This window comes from Gilliamella sp. B3464, from assembly GCF_026536145.1.
Classification (GTDB): Bacteria; Pseudomonadota; Gammaproteobacteria; order Enterobacterales; family Orbaceae; genus Gilliamella.
The window spans coordinates 161,584-177,589 of record NZ_JAFNOQ010000004.1 but is presented as its reverse complement, the minus strand read 5'-3'; the positions used below and the strand labels follow the sequence as shown (position 1 = coordinate 177,589).

The window sequence follows — 16,006 nt, the reverse complement described above, 5'->3', positions numbered from 1 at the left end:
ATTATTGCTCTCCGCGTAACTGTTTTACAAACTTAGTAACTTGTTTACCACCATTAAAACCAACACAAACATCTTCAATTCGGTTAGCTCGCTCTCGGTTTTGTAGCTTAATTAATTCATCGTAATACAGCAGCAACTGTCGCTGTGTGTAATGAGGTAACTGCTGTGCATCATGTCCGTTTTTGATTAATAGCGTAAAAACTTCACTCCAACTTACTGGTCGACTTGTTTGGCGGCGTTTTGACGAATGATTTTGCGAGTTACCGCGTTCATAAAAAAACCGGAATTAACAACCCACCACCAATCTAATAATTGCAGACCATCGCTATATGACAATGATTCAATAAACGAAATCGGTTTTTGAATTGATGTACTAATTAATGAATAAATCAGTTCTAGATTATTAATAAAGATTGTATCCACTTGTTCAATCGTGATTATGTTTGTACCATTCATCTCATTCACAATTAATGCAACAAACTGGTTAATGTCATTACCAATTGTCAAGGCATCTTTAAATGAATATTCACGTACTGTAATTGTTTCACCAGCTAGCATGATTTCACGATTTGGCATTAATGTTGCTAAATCATTTGATTCTTCTTTTTTTGCTGTCACTTTTTCTGCCATGTTATTTACCTACTAATAAAATTAGAGAGTTGAATAATTAGCGGTGACACATCACCGCATAATAAAATAAATTTATTTCGCCTTTTGAACGTATGAGCCAAAATAACCAAGCGAACTATCCTTGTTTTGACTCATATCAGCTAGAACAGTAGCAGTTAACGGTAATTCACCGTATCCCTCATTGTGTAGTAACGAGAAGTTAGAAATTGGGTTGAATTTAACGCGGAATAGCTCCACAATTACATGTTCATTTTCACGGTCAGTATTGATACCATCGAGCATAAACCATCGTTCAGGCGGTTGTCGGGTAAAAATACCCAAGCTTTCAGCCTTAGCGTATGAATAATCTATCGTTGCAGTTAATGCCGCTGTAGTTAATAATTTGATTAATCCTGCATATGCTGATTCGACTTCATAATCCGTGCCTAATGCTAATGTGGTTCCATCAGCCGTTTTTAACTCAACATCTGCAACAAATGGATGGGCTAATTTTATGCGGTCACCGACAACTAAACCTTCAGGTAATTTTTCATCTGTCGCTATACCAGAATCGACAGTAATCACTTCGCCATAAAGCGCCAAAGCAATATTTTCAATTGACCAATCTTTTAACGTAAGATTTAGCGTACCACTTTTACCCAGTGTTAATTCACCAACTTGTAGACGTTGTCCAGTGTAAGACTCATTTTGCGTAACTGTCTCAACACTTAACTCCATCTCGCAAGAGTCAGCGGTACCCACATGCCGAAAGGCATTAGGTCGAACGGGTGAACTTGCGGTATTACGTGTGGCAAGGTTAATCGTACCCTGAAGACTCATTAATAAATCTGACATATCTTTCTCCTAAAACTATTTATCGGCTACCAATAAAATGCTGGGTTTGAAATGAATCAATCCAAACAAGTACGCCGTTTTGAAAACCTAACGTTTGCCCACCAATCCAACTAACTGGGCGCACTCCATCAATAAACTGAACTGTTTTACCAATCAACAAATTACGCACCGCACCAATCACTGGATTAGCTAGCTGTTTAACATTTTGAATATTGGTTGCTTGACTTGAAATATCACGTGCAACAATCACAACACCAAAATTAACACTTACTGACTGCCGTGTTCCTGTTGGCTTATCATTCGGCGTTTCCTTACCAAGCAAAACGTAAGCAGCAGGGGTAGGTACTGAAGTTAAATCAGCTAGCTTGCTGTATTCAGCACTGGCACCAACAAAAACTAAGGTTTTATCAGACATTAAACCTTTTAGTTTTTCTGCAATGACTGATACATCAAATGGTGCGCTACTCATCGTCCAAAATCCCGTAATGTGTTCATATCAAATACTCTTACCGGTCCAGTCTGTTTTGGTACACCACCTGCGACAGGCAAAGCATCATCAATACCCAGCGAATATTTCCCTTCAGCGACCATTTTTAAAAAGCCCAGAACTTGTTTGTAATCACGCACGATAGGATCGCTTTTTTCATCAGAAACACGATTGCGATGTAATTTGTAACGAACAATAATGCGTGCCCAATCAGCTAGCAGACGTGGTACTTTAATTAATGGTAGTTTGTGCCCACGTTGACGTAAAAAACCGTTTATCTCGGCTTGCGCATCAGCGATTGATTCATTAATGCGTGAGATTGCTCGATTTGCATTAATAACATCATCAGGTAACCAATTTGAAACATCACCACCATTAATAATGACTTCCAATAAATTAGCATCTACGGGCATTTCACCATCTTGAGCAACTAATTGCGATAGCTCAACTAGTCCTGGACGTTCGGATAAATTTAGCAATGTAATGTAATGAATATTCATCATCTTTACCCAAACCAACGATAAATTACCGTTGGTTGTTGTTCACATTATTAACTTTTGCTGGAATAACATTTTCAAACAAATAGCCCGCATCTTTAGCCACAACTAGCTCTTTGACCGATTCACCGACTCGAACACGTTGACCACCCCGTAAACCGATATCTGGATCAATAATCGAACCCGAAACACGATCTTTAAATTGAGCTGTATAACCGAACGTCACACCACCTTTAGTATTTGCTAATTTATTGCGTACCGTGAATGATGCTTTATTTCCCCAAGCACGAAGTAATGCCGGCGATTTACCTGGTTTTGCACTATTTAAAAATGCATCACCGACATAAATGTCCTCTAGCTCTAATAAGTCAGCTAAAAATTCGAGAGGAACTAAACCACTTTCACCGGCATTTCCATGGTATGCTGAAACAATCTTTGGATGACGACGTAATATTGTGGCAACTCGACGTCCTAGTGTGCCGATATTTGGACGCTGAACCATTGAATCAAATGCATCCGTTATTAATGCTACTGGGTTACTATCAGGATTATTCCATTGCTCAGCAGAAGTTAATGTTTGTTTATTGTTGTAATTTGCACCATTAAAAAGCAAATTTGCAGCTCTAACCTCACGATCTAACAAAATTAAATCAGTCGTGGCCTCAACGGCATGACCCAGTGGGTTATAGCCTGTAATGGCTGTATCAATATCATCTTGAGGGACAGGGCTATCGAGTCCCCAATCTTCAACTGAACTTTCTTTTTCTTTGGCACTAAACTCAACTTGATTCGGTTGTGACGTCCGACCAACTTTTGTATTAGGCAAAGTAAATCGCTCTGAAAAATCAAATTCAAGCCATTTAAATGATGTGCTAGAAACAGGTACACGGGGCAAAACCTCATCGGCAATTAACTTATTATTACGGTAAGCGATAGCAATTGCAGTCAACTGAGGTTCGACTGGGAAAGGGCGTTGCATATAAAACTCCTATTTATTAAAACGTGTTTATTAAAGGTCATAGACCATTAGTTAAATAAAAGGCTAAGCTTGTTTGCTTGGTGCAATCCAAATAGTGCCTAACTCATCGGCATCACCCACAACTTCGGCATAGCCAATTATAAAATCACCTGACATCGCTTTTTTAGCTCGACCATCGGCATTTGCTGTGATTGGATCACCAATTGCAATTGCTTCGCTATAAAAAACTTGTGCCAACCCACTGCGCACAACATCAAACACTTCACCGTTACCACCACCAACAATTGTTGATACACCGATTAATAATGCGTTACCGTCAATCGCTGTTTTTGCTAGCCCATCTTCACTACCATGACAGACAATCACGCGTGGTTTGACTTCGCCTTCAGCGGTTTTTGCTACTGTTAATCCTGGAATATTCATATAAAAACCTTTTGGTTAAAATTAAAATGATGCTGACATTAATAATCAGCCTGTAATTAATACTCTTACTTTTTAGCTTTGGTTACATGCGTAACGGCTTGGCTAATTGAAATTGTATTGCCTTTGTCTGCCTGTTCTTTTTGATAGGCTTTGGCAGCATCAGCAATGACTTTTGGATCTTGTTTGCCAACGTTATCTTCACTATCACTAGCAGCCGATTTTTCAGCAAAGTTCATAAAAGCGGGACGCTCTGAAAGTACTTTTTTAATTAAATCAACAGGGGAACTGTTAACAGTTGCATCACCTTCAGCAAATGAAATTGGTTCACTACCCAACGCCATAAATACTTCAACAACTGTAGTTTTATGAGTAGGTAATAATTTTCCACCTTTAACTAATTCATCAGCAAATGATGCAAATTCGGCCCGTTTGTTAGTTTGTTCTTTTTCTAGTAATGCTTGTTCACGTTTGGCTAGTTCAGCATTTTTAGCGTCAATTGCAGCGTGTTGTTCGGCAAAGCTAGCGTCTAAAGGTTGTGGCATTTTTTCTTTCTCCTTTTGTTTTTGAACAGATATTGAACGCAATGATTCAAGGCGCCATTGCGGTAAAAACAAGTCAGCACTAGCAATGCCTTCTTTCTCAATCAAGAGGTCACGCAAATTAGCTAAAATTGAAATCAAATTCTCATCAAATTCTTCATCAGCCATAGAGAACTCTGCGGCACCTTGCTCACCTTCAGACTCCGCAAAACTGACGTCAGGCAAGCCTTTAATGGCCGGCGCTGCAGCACCTAAAAAGCCGATATGCCGAGCATAGTAATGACCCGGTTTAGGATTTCCTGGTGAATCCGGTAAATAAATTGAAAGTGAACGTTTTTTATAACTGCCTGCATTATAGGCTTCAGCAAATTCTGGATTAATCTGATCTAACTTGGCATAAACCAAACCATCTTTTACTTCAAATGATTTTGCCCACGCATACGCAGGAGCAGTTAATTTGGGGTGACCAATTACAGCAGGCGCTTCAGATAAACTTGGATCGTAGCTTTCAGCTAAATCAATACAATTTTCTAAAGTAAAAGTAAGTTTTCTGCCGTCAACGGCAGTATGCGTACCAGGTTTAAAAACGGGAATAAGTGCCATAAAAAATGCTCCAATAAATTGATATAGAGCATCATGATCTATTTTAAAGAAATCGTAATCTGAACGCGGGCAGATAATTATTAGAAGGATTTAATGGAAATTGAAATAAAATATCAGATAAGAGGTATGCTATAAATTATTATAAAGCATTTATGGCCTGATTAAAGTTTTTATACATAAACTTATTAGCATTTCATTATAAAATCGCTTAAAACGCGTTATATTGTGTTTTAAGCAAAACCTAAATGTTCACGAACAACATCGACTAAAAGCAATTTATCTTGGATACTAATACCTAGCCATGGTCTTGCTGGAATAACCACTTGTTTTACTGGACGCCCACCAACATTTAATGCATTAGCGCTGACTGGTTTAATAATGCCCCCAAAATGAAGGATAGCGCCGTACAATAAATTGGTACCAAACAATAATGTATTACCTTCAATCTGCCAATGCAACGTACTTCTTAGATTACCATCTAACGTTAAAATTTTATCTTTTTGCTTGGGCTTAGATTGTTGATACCATGGAGATAATGCTTGCCATGGTATACCATCTGGTGATTCTTGTGCATTAAAGCGTGCTTCATGAATATCTAATAACACTTCACCTATGTGATCAAATAGACCAGACATATCATCTATTGCTGCTTCAATATGAAGCATAGCATCAAGCGCATCTTGTATATTAAACTCAATATTTACGCCAGTCATTTTTTCACCTATACTAGTTTTATCGTATGTACGGGCAGCTTCCGCCAAAGCCTCGAATCCCACGTACAGCGACCCAATCGTGGCGGTGATTGGGTTTTGTTTTATTTACGTTTAAAGACTCGAACACCAACGCGCAGTTGTTCTAGATACTCAGGGGTATCTGGCGCAAATGTTGTTACACCAAGCCAACCATCATCACCAACTTCAAACACCGCTAGCATGGGCTTAACTTCGCCATCAATCATAAAACGCGAGATATAACGCCGACGAACCACCGATTTTTGTAGATGATCAAAGTATTCCATTCTCGTCCAAATCTCATCCGGTAGTTTTAATGAATCAGCTAGTAATAACAAAAATTGCTCACGACCACGTTTTGTAACTTTCAGTTCACCAGTTTTGCTAACAGTGAAAAGCTGTTTACCGATTACTAATGCATCACCGGCTACATCTTTAAAAATAGCTGGCTTAGTTAACGTTGCACCAAATTCATTTAAGAAAATATTGGCATAATCTTCTTCAGTTAAGCCTTTTTCTAACAGTCTATTTTTGCTTACCTCACGGATTGCTGGCCATTCATCAGTTGCTTTGCTTGATGGTAAACCTCGTTTTAAAGTTGGATCTGTATCTAATGGATTTGGTACAAAATTATCAAGTCGTGATTGCCCTGGTCTATGTTCAAAACTTGGATCAATGCCCTCAGGCACTCTTACAATTCTAGGATTACCGCTATTTTCCCCAATTACTTTATCAACCCAATTTATTGTTGGTGCTTTGTCTGGTTGATTTTTTCCCATCCGTTTTAAATCACCTGTAGTGCGTCCACGAACGCGGCACTGACAGCCATAACCATTGGGTGGAAAGTGAGTATTCCACCAAGAATCATTAAAATTTAAAACTAAGTGATCCCAGCTTTCATGTAGCTCTCTTGGATGTTCGACATAGTCACTGTGAAGATATTCCATATAAGGAAATTTAGCATCTTTCAGCTGCTGATAACGACCCGCTTGATAAGCTGAATTTAAATTAGTTTCGTAGATGATACGAGTACGCCAGTTAAAACCGCCGTTATAACTCCAGCCATGTTTTTCGACAATTTCGGCAAAATCCTTTCTAAATTCTTCAAGTGTAGTACCTTGACTAATAGCTTTATCAATGGCTGCACGAAAATCATTTAGTAATGCATTACGATTAGCACCCGCAACCACAAATGCATAATCGTGTTCATTGTTATAGATATCAGCGTAACTATTGGTTGGCACATTTGCTTTACGCCGGAAAAACTCGATTTGCTCTTCAAATGGCAACGAGCCATATGCCACATTAGCCATTTTTGCTATCCTCAAGTAGTTCTGTGCGACCCGCTAAATTAGCAGCAGTTAATGCCTGTGCCATGACAGCCGCATAATCATCAAGCTGCATATCAGGAATAAGTTCATAGAGTTTGTCACGTAGCTCTTCAAGCGATTCAACACCATCAACCAGTTCTTTAATTTGATTGTTCCATTTGTCGGTAACGGGTTGCATCTCGTCATTTAAACGCTGTGATTGCAGCACAGGTGCAAAGTCATTTTGCTTTTGTGACTCGGCAAACTCGGCTATTTTTTCCGGTTGTTCATTCGTCTTGATTTGTTCTGGTTGTGGTTTTTCTTCCCACTCTCCGCCATAAGTATCTTGCACATAGGCAAGCGTTGGGCGGTAGCCTGTTGCATCAATAATATTCTTATCACGTTCTGAAAGGGATTTAAGATCTTCTGGCTCTTCAAAAATACGCGAGACTTGCGGAACGGCTGCATCAGGGAAATTCATCTGCGTAAACCAAGTGCCAGGACCACGATTCCAACTTTCACACATCACATCAGAATCTGATTTTGCAATTGAACTTAATACTGCAGCTTGGAGTGATTCATCACCACCAATTGAACTGGACGCACCACCAGATGAAGTAATTTGACCCACAGTGACACGGCGAATCGCTTCGTTCATGGCAATATAAAATGCGTTATAGTCACCCGCCCCCGAGCGTGCAATTTGTAATAGCTCTAGATTCATCCCTTCAGGAATAATAATTCCAGAATCAGTTTGAATTGCACGAGTCAGGGACAAAAGGTCGCGCTTTTGTTCAGTAGTTGCACCCGTACCATATTTACCAACAGCCGTTGGCATTCCAAACTTTTCAAGAAAGATAAGCCAAAACTTAATATCATTGCGCTTAAAAAAGCTCGGCCAGTAAAGCCAGTGTGCCAAGCCTAAACCATACGGTTCATCGTCGTGGTCGGCACCCGTTGCATAATGCCAAAAATACGGTGATTCACAAGCAACACCCTCATTCATATTGTATGGCGTCAGTAAACGCAGTTCTCCAGTTGGTGTAAAGCGAAAACGGCGACGATCACGCACTTTGATATCATCGATCCAGTACATATTATCTTTGATGCCGTAGATTAATTCTGCAACGGCATAGCCATAGAACACGCCGTAATGCATTAATTTAGTCACACGATCAAAGCCTACTGATTTAAGTAACTCACGCATAGCATCAGCCGCTTCAATATCAATTTGTGCTTCACCGCCTGGTTCAACTTTCCATTCACGAGAGATTACGGCATCTTGGCGTTGGGTAAAGGCGGATTTTACTTCATCGTCGTTTAAGACTTCTTTGTAGATATCAAGTCGGCCACCTCCACGATTACGTAAAACACTATCATCGGATAGCGCTAGTGCACCAAGATAGGGGCGAGTAATATCATTACCGTCACCTGTTCCGGCTACTTCACGGCCAGTTTCAACGCTTGGCTTTTTGCCTTTAAACCAGTTCAACATTAAATAAATCCTCCAAAATCGTTACCACCACGAACTGTTCCAAAACCAGTATCGGCAAATTGTCCAAATGATGAATCATTCACATAACCATATAACTGATGATAAATATCACGCTCGCCTGTTGATTGTCCCTCAATTTGTGCCATTTTATTTAACGTTGCATACCAAGCTAAGCAGCCAGCAATTGCAGAGTCACCGTGGCGAACTAAATCAGGATCTTTTAAGTCCTTCCTCTCCAGTTTCGGCACCATTGGAATTCCGTCAACAGAGCGTACGGCACGTAAATCTTGCTCAATATTTGAATCACGTGGAATATCAATTGTGCCATCTTCAAATGCGCTGATAAATTTTTGCATCCACAGTCCATACCATTGACGGTTTAAATTAATTTCTGCAATAAATGGTCGCCCAAATTTATCTGCTGTGTATTCAGCTAAAACCATGCCTGGGCCAGTAGCATCCATAGCACCACCCATTAAGCGCGGTAATTTGCTAATAATAAAAAATAAAATCTGTTGTTGTTGAGCGGATGGGACATTATTCAGCTCAACCGAAAATGGCACTTTACGCATTAAATTTTGTTCAATAGCCATTGGCCAAATAACTGAAAAATGGCGATGTCTAGCAAAGTCCATTCCAAAAACATGTTCATGTTGGTGATTTAAGACTGCTATCAATGGCTCTATATCTTGCTGAATCCAGTTATCACACCAAGAAATGCGATCTAATTCGTCTTTTTCAGCAAAATCATCACCGCAGATCAAGCGCAATACTGGACGTTCCTCACGCATAGCGCGTTCAATCCAAACACCCGGAATACATACACCTTGACCATCACGAGGAATAGCATCAAGCTCTTCACGCATAGCGGCTTTATTTGGTCCGTATGAATTACGAATTGTTGTATACCATTTCTTTTTTGATTCAATGGTTGGCTCTTCTCCTTTCATATAACAAACACGTTCATATAGACCGTTAGCAACAGCATCATCAAATGTCACTCGGTAAACTTGTGCTGTGTTACCATATATACCGTTTTCGATATCGATAACAAATTGATTAAATGGGTTGGATTTACCATTATGTGATGAAATAACGATGATGCGACCTCCCCAGATTAATAAAGCTGTTGCGGCATCAAGTACACCTTGTACGTCTTGGTGAAACGCAGCCTCATCAATAATGACTAAACCTTGTAAACCACGGATATTAGCGGGACGAGAAGATAACGCCGTAATTTGATAGCCTGATGAAAAACGAATTCGGTACGCCGTGATATAACGTGAATTTTTATTTTCATCAACATCTTCAAATAGAAACTCTTCAATACTTGATACTGATGATGATTGTTGCTCGGCAATAACTTTAGAAAACTTGGCACAATAGCCGATAAATTCAAGGCCTTTTTCTTTTGTGTCACCAATATAGAAAACATTCATACCACCAGCAGATTTACGAGCACCAGCGACAAGTACCGCTTCAAAACTGAATGCAAAAGTAATACCTGTACGACGACCTTTCGGGACAGCTAAAATAGCAGCTTGAATTTTTAACGCTTCAATTTGGTGTTTCATCAACACGCCATCAAATAACGGATTAAAATTATCAGGAATATCACGGGCACGGGCGGGTAATTCCTCCCATTCAATCACTCTAACGGTTGATGCAAGTTGCTTCATTATTTGATCCCTAATACTTTTTCTTTCCAGAATTGGATTGAATTTTCATCAAGACCTTGTGCTTTGGCTACACTATTAAGATTTGACTCTTGCTCGCGCAATAACTTGTCACGTGCCGCTTTTTCAATTTCTTGGCGCTCTTTAAAACTAAGCTGCCTTGCTTGCATGGCCTCTTTAGCGGCTTTAGCTAAAAAGCTGATTTCTTTGATTGTAATATCTTCTGATTCATGTGCTTTAAATGCGGCACGTGTTGCTAACGTTGTGACAGCTTGTGCAAGCAAAGCACCAGATTTGTCATCAACACTATCACCCAATTCATCCACTAAAATACGAGACGCCGTTTCAATTTCACGTAAGCTATTGGTCATTTCATTAAAACCTTTTTGATAGCGGTGAAGACTGGAACGGCTTGGTGTTTCATTACTTGGAAACTTTTGTTGCAGTTCTGCAATCATTTCATCAAGAGTAAGTTGATCTGCTCGTAGTAGTTTCTCAATATAACTACGTACCTCAGGATCTAGTTTGTGGATCGTTGATTTACGTCCCATAATTATGCCCCCGCGCTTGGACGCTTTACACCAGAAACAACAACTTTACCTGTTGCCACATCTGCACCAAAATCAGTTAAACGTCCTACAATGACATTCCCAATAGTTTCTGTTTTAATTAAATCTTGCTGAGATAACCAACTCATATGTGTTTTAACTTGGTCGCGACTAATAGCGTGACCATAGTGATCTAACGCGCTATAGATAATGCTAGAATTACTGCTGTAACTTGGCATTTCATACAAGATACTCAAAATGACCAATCGTTGATCTTCTTTTAAAAATTCGGCGTAACTCATAGTCCCTCACTTGTTCTTTAATAAAAATTGGTTAATGTTATTTAATTGTTGAGATAAACCTGTTAACCGATCAGATACACCAGCTAACGTAGCTTCATTACGACTCAGTTTTTCAATAAGCTGTGTAACTTGATGCTGAGTAGGCACGTGCTTAATTTGATTTTCAAGCGAGACAATACGTGTACGTAGCTCCAATAACTCTTTTGAGCTGGCCGCTTGCCTACTCATTAACCATGAATAAATTGCTATTGCAGCAGTAACTAGCCATTGAACTAAACCAAAATTGAAATTAAGATCAGTAAAATTCATACATGTTTCCTTTTTTCTTCCAATGCTGCACATTCAATACATAAATCAGTAACAATTAACTGTCGACGTTCTTCAGCTATAGGCTCTTCACAGATTCGACAATACAGGCTCGATACTCCTGTCTTTGCTTGATGTTTTGCTAGTATTCGTTCTCGTGCTTCCATTTCAACAATTGATGCTAAATCAGCGTTATCCATTGTTTGCCTCGTTGATATATTTTATTAGTTCAATAAATCGACCTGAGCACTGCCCATATTGGTCATAAAGCTGTTTTAAGGCTTCAGCTAAACCATCCGCCGTATTATTTCGTCGTTTTACGGGTAATTCGCATGGTACCGTCAGTTGTGCTGGTAAAACCATGAGTTGTTGCTTGAGCGGCATTTGCACGGGCTGAGTCGATGAACTGCAAGACACTATCATCAAACACGCAATGATTGCGATCATTAGCTGTTTTATTAAGTGCATCCTGTAATGCTTGAGTTGATTGTTCATCATATAATTTCCTTTCTGCTATCCGTTGTGACAATGAATAACTTGCATCATTAGCTGTTTTAGTTAGTTGCTTTGTGCTCTCAATCAATTGACTTAAAGTATCCATTGCTTGTTGTGCTTCTAAAGCAATATATTCTTGTTTAGCCATTGATTTGCCATGATTGATACCTAATTGGTAAAGTGAACCAAAACCAACAATCAAAAATATTCCCAACAACAAATAACTTTTATTGTTCACAAAAAAGCTTTTGATTAATTTGTATATATTTTTAATCATTACAAACTCCTAAACCCCAATTTTCAGTAATGTAAACAGGTTGCCAACGGTAGATAATGCGAATCGGATAATCACGGTTTTCTTTAAAATTAATGCTCTTACGTCCGCCATTAATATTTTCAACAACGCCCCAGTAGTGCGTGGCATCTTGGTATTCTCGTTTTGCTCGCTGACGATCACGATTCACCCAACCAAGCCCACCGTTATATGCTGAGAGCGTGAATCCCCACCTGTCACAATTGCTAGCAGTTTCATTTATACGTTGATATAACCAATAGTCATACTGAACCAATGCCCGAAGAGACCACGACGGATTGAACGGTTCATTGCTTCCTAATGATTTAGAGTAAGCCCCTGCAATCCAATCCGCAGTAGTTGGCATAAACTGAGCCAAACCTTGAGCACCCACATGTGATTTTGCGTTTACTTTCCATCGAGATTCCTGATGAATTTGCGCTGCAAACAATGAAACAGGTGCATCAAGACCAAATATGGCTCGTGCATTACGTGTCAGTTCCCGTTGATATGGCTTTGCATCATTTGGTACGCCTGCTATAGCAGGTGCTAAATGACAACTAAACAGCATAAACACAACGATTAAAGTTAAATAACGCATGGCTATAATCCAAGTGTTATGCCAAGAATCACAGCGGAAACAATCAACGCCCGACGAATCAGAACAACCGCAAACAGGGTTCGATACTCATCAAGAACAGGGTATTCAGCTGCATATTTAGTTGGTATTTCATCTTCACCTTCTTTTACATATAGCTGCGTATAATAATTTTTTCCGTGTGACCTCCAGTTCTGATAAAGATAACTGCCTGGGGAAGAATATGGAAAAAGTGCCCGATCAAGGTGATATCCAACAACAGCAGAAAGTAAAACAAGAGACAGTTTGTAAGCTACAACTGGCAACTGTTGAGGTGATAGTAGCGTAATAATTGCAAATAAAGTAATGGCGACTAAATACCATTTAAACAAACGAATCTGGGATAATTTTTTGATAGGGTGTTCCATAAAAAACCTCATATCTAATTAGATTAATGTATGAGGTTATTATGATCTTACTTACTAGAAATGTAATTTGAACGGGGGCAGATTAATCTTTGTTTTGATATAAAGTAGATTCAAGCTCTTTCATGCTTGCATCTACATTTATTCGGTACATATCTAATTCTTTATTATAAACGTCTTCTTTTAGTTCAATTAATTCTTGCCGTTTCTCTTCTGATAATTCTTTATTTTTTAATCTTTCATCTATTTTTTTTATGAAACTCTTCTGAGCATTTTCGGCAATTACTTGCTCTAGACTCTTAAATGAAAAACGGGGTAAAAAAGTACAAATACAGTAAGAGATGCCAAAAGCTATACCTGGAATTGCTAAACTATATTCTTGTATCCAAGAATGCAATGAACAAAGTTTATTTAGCAATGGGGTTAATAATGATATTAGAATTGCTTGAACAGCTAGATAAGCTTTTTTATTTAGCACAATTCAATCCTTGTGCCAGTTTCTGCTTTCTTCTAATCTCTAATATGTCATCAAGTAACTTTTCATCATTTATATATAATTTTTTGCTATTTTTTATACCTTTTTCATCAATAACTGTTAACTTAATATACCTTAATGGTTTAAACTTTGCATAAATTCTAATAACAATCCCTCTTACTAATAAGAGGGTTATAATAAACGCGGCTATAAAAATTAAAATGTCTAGAATAGACATGGTATCACCTAAATTATTTTATTTTCTTGCGCAGCTCTATGGCGTAAAACTCGCTCAATAGAATAAGATGTGTTCACAATTTTATCGTCTTCTTTTACTGTTTCTGTGCGCAATGATACAACAAATAAATCATCTTTGGAAAATCTTGTTTCATTTTTGTTAACTCGCTCCAAAAAACTTTCATCATTCATAGCAACTGAAAGGTGAGTATTATCAGGCAAAATAATACTCCATCCACGAACAGAAGAAAAATTTACTTTCGCAAAATTAACATTCAATTCTTCATCATCATATTCTATTGTTTTCAATACAGGGGTAGATTTCTTTTTAAAGTTGATCACGTTATTTTTTGTTACTTCTGTTCTAATTGTTTGATCCGATGTTTTTAAATTAAATGTTGAAGAATTATTAGTCTGTAATGGTTGATAAACCAATTTATCTATCTCTTGTCGAATAATAGGACTTGTTACTAGTTTTTTTACATCCTCTGTACACTCAATCACCTCATCATCAACAATTAATTTCGATGTACCTTTTTGTTTATCAACAATGATTTCAGCAATAACTTTTCCTTTCAACATTTCAATTGCAGACCAAATAGATGCAATTGCTGTTGCACTTCCTGTAGCCAATCCTAAGGCTTGTAACGTATTAACAGATATTCCAATTGCCTCACAAATAACTTCAAAAGACCCTTCTTTATGGGCTTTTATTGTGAGTTTCGGAGTGGCATTTTCACCATTTAATAACTTATCTGAATGCTCTATGAGTGAAGCTAAAGAAGAAAGAGCATTACCAAGCGTTCTTGCATCAATCTGGTTATCAGAATAAGCATCACCGCCATATACAATTGAAAATTCTGTTTGATTTGCCATTATTTTATCCCTTCTATAAAAAACATTTCTTATTCATCACAATTCTTCTGCTTTTCAACTTCTTTTAATTGATCTAAACGTCTATTCGCACTTTTCAGCGCTTCGCCTTTTTCGATAACATTACCAACGCCAAAATCACCTAAAAACGATAACACAGAACGTCCATCAAATTTGCTTTCTTTCTCAACATGTTCAATAAAACCTTGAACTTTTGCTGATTCAAGTGCTATTTCACGGCAAGTCATGGTGTCTTTTTCATATTGAGTTAATTCTCCCTGACGACCGTAATTTTTAGTAGCACAGCCAGTTAAAACTAAAGCTAAACATAAAATTAGTAAATTTAATTTATTTATACTCAGTCCTATTTATTTAAATAGCCTGCTTTAAAGGCTTTTTTAATATTATAGATTAACCATCAATAATCTTCATTTTCTCAATAACTTCAAATCTATCTGTGTTTGTTAAATGGCTAACTTCCTCAACACCACCTTGGGATAAAAGTAATCCACTTATTTCAGATGGATTTTTGTAGATTGCAAATTCATATTCTTTATAACCAGTAAAAGCACCATACCCATTTTTAGCATTAATAAATACAACATAAACAGTTGCATCATGACCATCTATTTTTCCTTGCATATAGCCTTTAAATATATATTGTGCACTATCTGGATCTTTCAGTTTACCCATCATATAGTTTTTTATTTTTCCCTCATATTCTGGGTGAGAATCACAGCCAACTAATAAAAAAACGCTAAATATAATTGAAGTACAAAATAACCAATTTATTTTATTTATTATTTTCATTTTTCACCCCTTAATTTCCTTTTTTGAATTTCGAGTTCTAGCTCATAAATAATCTGATTATTTTCAGATAAAATTGGGTGTAAATACTTGGTTTTAGTATATAAAGCTCGAGCTAAAATTGAAATCAAGATAAAAGCGGACATCGTAATTATTAAAAGTAAATTTTCAGGGAAAAGAGGGCTGTGGATTAGAAGACCGTTTGAAATGATAGAGTATAAATTCATACCCGTTATAAATATTAAAGCTAGAGAAACAATTAAAATACCAAAACTAGGAAGGTTAAAAAATTTTTTTTTAGCTATTAGTTTATTTTCTTGTTTTATATAATTAACAGCTAGTAACAAGCGTTGTAAAGATAATTCACTAATATCTAACTTTTTGTTTCTTAGCTCAATGTAAACATTATAGATATTATTTGCTGCAACTTGTCCGACAGTATGATTAAAATATTGCTCCATAATC

Annotated in this window: 25 protein-coding genes; all 25 read right to left on the bottom strand. The window is 37.6% G+C overall.

The window, feature by feature from the left end; genetic code table 11:
• Position 1: 1 nt before the first annotated feature.
• The gene (locus J3U57_RS06250) at positions 2 to 136 is read right to left on the bottom strand and encodes a hypothetical protein (RefSeq protein WP_267344250.1); all 135 of its coding nucleotides are present in this window, start codon (positions 134 to 136) and stop codon (positions 2 to 4) included.
• Between the two features lie 77 nt (positions 137 to 213).
• Positions 214 to 630, bottom strand: coding sequence for a DUF6631 family protein (locus J3U57_RS06245; protein ID WP_267344252.1), 417 nt, complete (start codon positions 628 to 630; stop codon positions 214 to 216).
• Between the two features lie 72 nt (positions 631 to 702).
• Positions 703 to 1,464 carry a hypothetical protein gene (locus J3U57_RS06240; protein WP_267344253.1) on the bottom strand — a complete coding sequence of 254 codons (762 nt, stop codon included), beginning with the start codon at positions 1,462 to 1,464 and terminating at the stop codon, positions 703 to 705.
• A 19-nt stretch (positions 1,465 to 1,483) separates the two neighbouring features.
• Entirely contained in the window at positions 1,484 to 1,933 is a 450-nt protein-coding gene (locus tag J3U57_RS06235; RefSeq protein ID WP_267344255.1) for a hypothetical protein, read from the bottom strand.
• Entirely contained in the window at positions 1,930 to 2,451 is a 522-nt protein-coding gene (locus J3U57_RS06230; RefSeq protein ID WP_267344256.1) for a gp436 family protein, read from the bottom strand. The genes J3U57_RS06235 and J3U57_RS06230 overlap by 4 nt, the downstream gene beginning before the upstream one ends.
• Positions 2,452 to 2,476: 25 nt before the next feature.
• Positions 2,477 to 3,427 (bottom strand): hypothetical protein, encoded by a 951-nt coding sequence (locus J3U57_RS06225; protein ID WP_267344258.1) that lies wholly within the window; start codon positions 3,425 to 3,427, stop codon positions 2,477 to 2,479.
• Between the two features lie 63 nt (positions 3,428 to 3,490).
• Positions 3,491 to 3,850 (bottom strand): hypothetical protein, encoded by a 360-nt coding sequence (locus tag J3U57_RS06220; RefSeq protein WP_220215152.1) that lies wholly within the window; start codon positions 3,848 to 3,850, stop codon positions 3,491 to 3,493.
• Between the two features lie 65 nt (positions 3,851 to 3,915).
• Positions 3,916 to 4,992 (bottom strand): hypothetical protein, encoded by a 1,077-nt coding sequence (locus tag J3U57_RS06215; RefSeq protein ID WP_267344260.1) that lies wholly within the window; start codon positions 4,990 to 4,992, stop codon positions 3,916 to 3,918.
• A gap of 230 nt (positions 4,993 to 5,222) precedes the next feature.
• Entirely contained in the window at positions 5,223 to 5,753 is a 531-nt protein-coding gene (locus tag J3U57_RS06210; protein ID WP_267344262.1) for a phage virion morphogenesis protein, read from the bottom strand.
• 53 nt (positions 5,754 to 5,806) lie between these two features.
• Positions 5,807 to 7,036: a PBECR2 nuclease fold domain-containing protein gene (locus J3U57_RS06205; RefSeq protein WP_267344264.1), complete on the bottom strand. Its 1,230-nt coding sequence runs from the start codon at positions 7,034 to 7,036 to the stop codon at positions 5,807 to 5,809.
• Complete coding sequence (locus J3U57_RS06200) at positions 7,029 to 8,528, bottom strand: DUF935 domain-containing protein (protein WP_267344265.1); 1,500 nt, start codon at positions 8,526 to 8,528, stop codon at positions 7,029 to 7,031. Before J3U57_RS06200 ends, J3U57_RS06205 begins: the two co-directional genes overlap by 8 nt.
• Positions 8,528 to 10,207, bottom strand: a complete 1,680-nt coding sequence (locus J3U57_RS06195; RefSeq protein WP_267344267.1) for a hypothetical protein — start codon at positions 10,205 to 10,207, stop codon at positions 8,528 to 8,530. Before J3U57_RS06195 ends, J3U57_RS06200 begins: the two co-directional genes overlap by 1 nt.
• Positions 10,207 to 10,755 (bottom strand): phage protein Gp27 family protein, encoded by a 549-nt coding sequence (locus J3U57_RS06190; protein ID WP_267344268.1) that lies wholly within the window; start codon positions 10,753 to 10,755, stop codon positions 10,207 to 10,209. The genes J3U57_RS06195 and J3U57_RS06190 overlap by 1 nt, the downstream gene beginning before the upstream one ends.
• 2 nt (positions 10,756 to 10,757) lie before the next feature.
• Positions 10,758 to 11,054, bottom strand: coding sequence for an ArsR family transcriptional regulator (locus J3U57_RS06185; protein ID WP_267344270.1), 297 nt, complete (start codon positions 11,052 to 11,054; stop codon positions 10,758 to 10,760).
• A 6-nt stretch (positions 11,055 to 11,060) separates the two neighbouring features.
• Entirely contained in the window at positions 11,061 to 11,363 is a 303-nt protein-coding gene (locus J3U57_RS06180) for a DUF2730 family protein (protein ID WP_267344272.1), read from the bottom strand.
• The gene (locus J3U57_RS06175) at positions 11,360 to 11,560 is read right to left on the bottom strand and encodes a TraR/DksA C4-type zinc finger protein (RefSeq protein WP_267344274.1); all 201 of its coding nucleotides are present in this window, start codon (positions 11,558 to 11,560) and stop codon (positions 11,360 to 11,362) included. Before J3U57_RS06175 ends, J3U57_RS06180 begins: the two co-directional genes overlap by 4 nt.
• 104 nt (positions 11,561 to 11,664) lie before the next feature.
• The gene (locus tag J3U57_RS06170; protein WP_267344275.1) at positions 11,665 to 12,132 is read right to left on the bottom strand and encodes a hypothetical protein; all 468 of its coding nucleotides are present in this window, start codon (positions 12,130 to 12,132) and stop codon (positions 11,665 to 11,667) included.
• Positions 12,125 to 12,748 carry a transglycosylase SLT domain-containing protein gene (locus J3U57_RS06165; protein WP_267344276.1) on the bottom strand — a complete coding sequence of 208 codons (624 nt, stop codon included), beginning with the start codon at positions 12,746 to 12,748 and terminating at the stop codon, positions 12,125 to 12,127. Before J3U57_RS06165 ends, J3U57_RS06170 begins: the two co-directional genes overlap by 8 nt.
• 2 nt (positions 12,749 to 12,750) lie before the next feature.
• Positions 12,751 to 13,152: a putative holin gene (locus tag J3U57_RS06160; protein ID WP_267344277.1), complete on the bottom strand. Its 402-nt coding sequence runs from the start codon at positions 13,150 to 13,152 to the stop codon at positions 12,751 to 12,753.
• Positions 13,153 to 13,234: 82 nt separating this feature from the next.
• On the bottom strand, positions 13,235 to 13,627 hold the full coding sequence (locus tag J3U57_RS06155) for a hypothetical protein (RefSeq protein ID WP_267344279.1): 393 nt from the start codon (positions 13,625 to 13,627) through the stop codon (positions 13,235 to 13,237).
• Positions 13,617 to 13,862 (bottom strand): hypothetical protein, encoded by a 246-nt coding sequence (locus J3U57_RS06150; protein ID WP_267344281.1) that lies wholly within the window; start codon positions 13,860 to 13,862, stop codon positions 13,617 to 13,619. Before J3U57_RS06150 ends, J3U57_RS06155 begins: the two co-directional genes overlap by 11 nt.
• An 8-nt stretch (positions 13,863 to 13,870) precedes the next feature.
• The gene (locus J3U57_RS06145) at positions 13,871 to 14,737 is read right to left on the bottom strand and encodes a hypothetical protein (RefSeq protein ID WP_267344283.1); all 867 of its coding nucleotides are present in this window, start codon (positions 14,735 to 14,737) and stop codon (positions 13,871 to 13,873) included.
• 29 nt (positions 14,738 to 14,766) lie between these two features.
• Positions 14,767 to 14,982, bottom strand: coding sequence for a hypothetical protein (locus tag J3U57_RS06140; protein ID WP_267344284.1), 216 nt, complete (start codon positions 14,980 to 14,982; stop codon positions 14,767 to 14,769).
• Positions 14,983 to 15,145: 163 nt separating this feature from the next.
• Positions 15,146 to 15,544: a hypothetical protein gene (locus tag J3U57_RS06135; RefSeq protein WP_267344285.1), complete on the bottom strand. Its 399-nt coding sequence runs from the start codon at positions 15,542 to 15,544 to the stop codon at positions 15,146 to 15,148.
• A complete protein-coding gene (locus J3U57_RS06130; RefSeq protein ID WP_267344286.1) occupies positions 15,541 to 16,002 on the bottom strand; it encodes a hypothetical protein in 462 nt (153 codons plus the stop codon). The genes J3U57_RS06135 and J3U57_RS06130 overlap by 4 nt, the downstream gene beginning before the upstream one ends.
• Between the last annotated feature and the right edge of the window lie 4 nt (positions 16,003 to 16,006).

What these genes read in the sequence shown, in the direction of transcription:
- J3U57_RS06240 (WP_267344253.1), bottom strand. Translation starts at nt 1,464, where the DNA reads ATGTCAGATTTATTAATGAGTCTTCAGGGTACGATTAACCTTGCCACA.
- J3U57_RS06225 (WP_267344258.1), bottom strand. Translation starts at nt 3,427, where the DNA reads ATGCAACGCCCTTTCCCAGTCGAACCTCAGTTGACTGCAATTGCTATC.
- J3U57_RS06135 (WP_267344285.1), bottom strand. Translation starts at nt 15,544, where the DNA reads ATGAAAATAATAAATAAAATAAATTGGTTATTTTGTACTTCAATTATA.
- J3U57_RS06245 (WP_267344252.1), bottom strand. Translation starts at nt 630, where the DNA reads ATGGCAGAAAAAGTGACAGCAAAAAAAGAAGAATCAAATGATTTAGCA.
- J3U57_RS06145 (WP_267344283.1), bottom strand. Translation starts at nt 14,737, where the DNA reads ATGGCAAATCAAACAGAATTTTCAATTGTATATGGCGGTGATGCTTAT.
- J3U57_RS06230 (WP_267344256.1), bottom strand. Translation starts at nt 2,451, where the DNA reads ATGAATATTCATTACATTACATTGCTAAATTTATCCGAACGTCCAGGA.
- J3U57_RS06235 (WP_267344255.1), bottom strand. Translation starts at nt 1,933, where the DNA reads ATGAGTAGCGCACCATTTGATGTATCAGTCATTGCAGAAAAACTAAAA.
- J3U57_RS06175 (WP_267344274.1), bottom strand. Translation starts at nt 11,560, where the DNA reads ATGGATAACGCTGATTTAGCATCAATTGTTGAAATGGAAGCACGAGAA.
- J3U57_RS06160 (WP_267344277.1), bottom strand. Translation starts at nt 13,152, where the DNA reads ATGGAACACCCTATCAAAAAATTATCCCAGATTCGTTTGTTTAAATGG.
- J3U57_RS06150 (WP_267344281.1), bottom strand. Translation starts at nt 13,862, where the DNA reads ATGTCTATTCTAGACATTTTAATTTTTATAGCCGCGTTTATTATAACC.
- J3U57_RS06165 (WP_267344276.1), bottom strand. Translation starts at nt 12,748, where the DNA reads ATGCGTTATTTAACTTTAATCGTTGTGTTTATGCTGTTTAGTTGTCAT.
- J3U57_RS06185 (WP_267344270.1), bottom strand. Translation starts at nt 11,054, where the DNA reads ATGAGTTACGCCGAATTTTTAAAAGAAGATCAACGATTGGTCATTTTG.
- J3U57_RS06200 (WP_267344265.1), bottom strand. Translation starts at nt 8,528, where the DNA reads ATGTTGAACTGGTTTAAAGGCAAAAAGCCAAGCGTTGAAACTGGCCGT.
- J3U57_RS06170 (WP_267344275.1), bottom strand. Translation starts at nt 12,132, where the DNA reads ATGATTAAAAATATATACAAATTAATCAAAAGCTTTTTTGTGAACAAT.
- J3U57_RS06195 (WP_267344267.1), bottom strand. Translation starts at nt 10,207, where the DNA reads ATGAAGCAACTTGCATCAACCGTTAGAGTGATTGAATGGGAGGAATTA.
- J3U57_RS06215 (WP_267344260.1), bottom strand. Translation starts at nt 4,992, where the DNA reads ATGGCACTTATTCCCGTTTTTAAACCTGGTACGCATACTGCCGTTGAC.
- J3U57_RS06205 (WP_267344264.1), bottom strand. Translation starts at nt 7,036, where the DNA reads ATGGCTAATGTGGCATATGGCTCGTTGCCATTTGAAGAGCAAATCGAG.
- J3U57_RS06140 (WP_267344284.1), bottom strand. Translation starts at nt 14,982, where the DNA reads ATGACTTGCCGTGAAATAGCACTTGAATCAGCAAAAGTTCAAGGTTTT.
- J3U57_RS06180 (WP_267344272.1), bottom strand. Translation starts at nt 11,363, where the DNA reads ATGAATTTTACTGATCTTAATTTCAATTTTGGTTTAGTTCAATGGCTA.
- J3U57_RS06220 (WP_220215152.1), bottom strand. Translation starts at nt 3,850, where the DNA reads ATGAATATTCCAGGATTAACAGTAGCAAAAACCGCTGAAGGCGAAGTC.
- J3U57_RS06130 (WP_267344286.1), bottom strand. Translation starts at nt 16,002, where the DNA reads ATGGAGCAATATTTTAATCATACTGTCGGACAAGTTGCAGCAAATAAT.
- J3U57_RS06190 (WP_267344268.1), bottom strand. Translation starts at nt 10,755, where the DNA reads ATGGGACGTAAATCAACGATCCACAAACTAGATCCTGAGGTACGTAGT.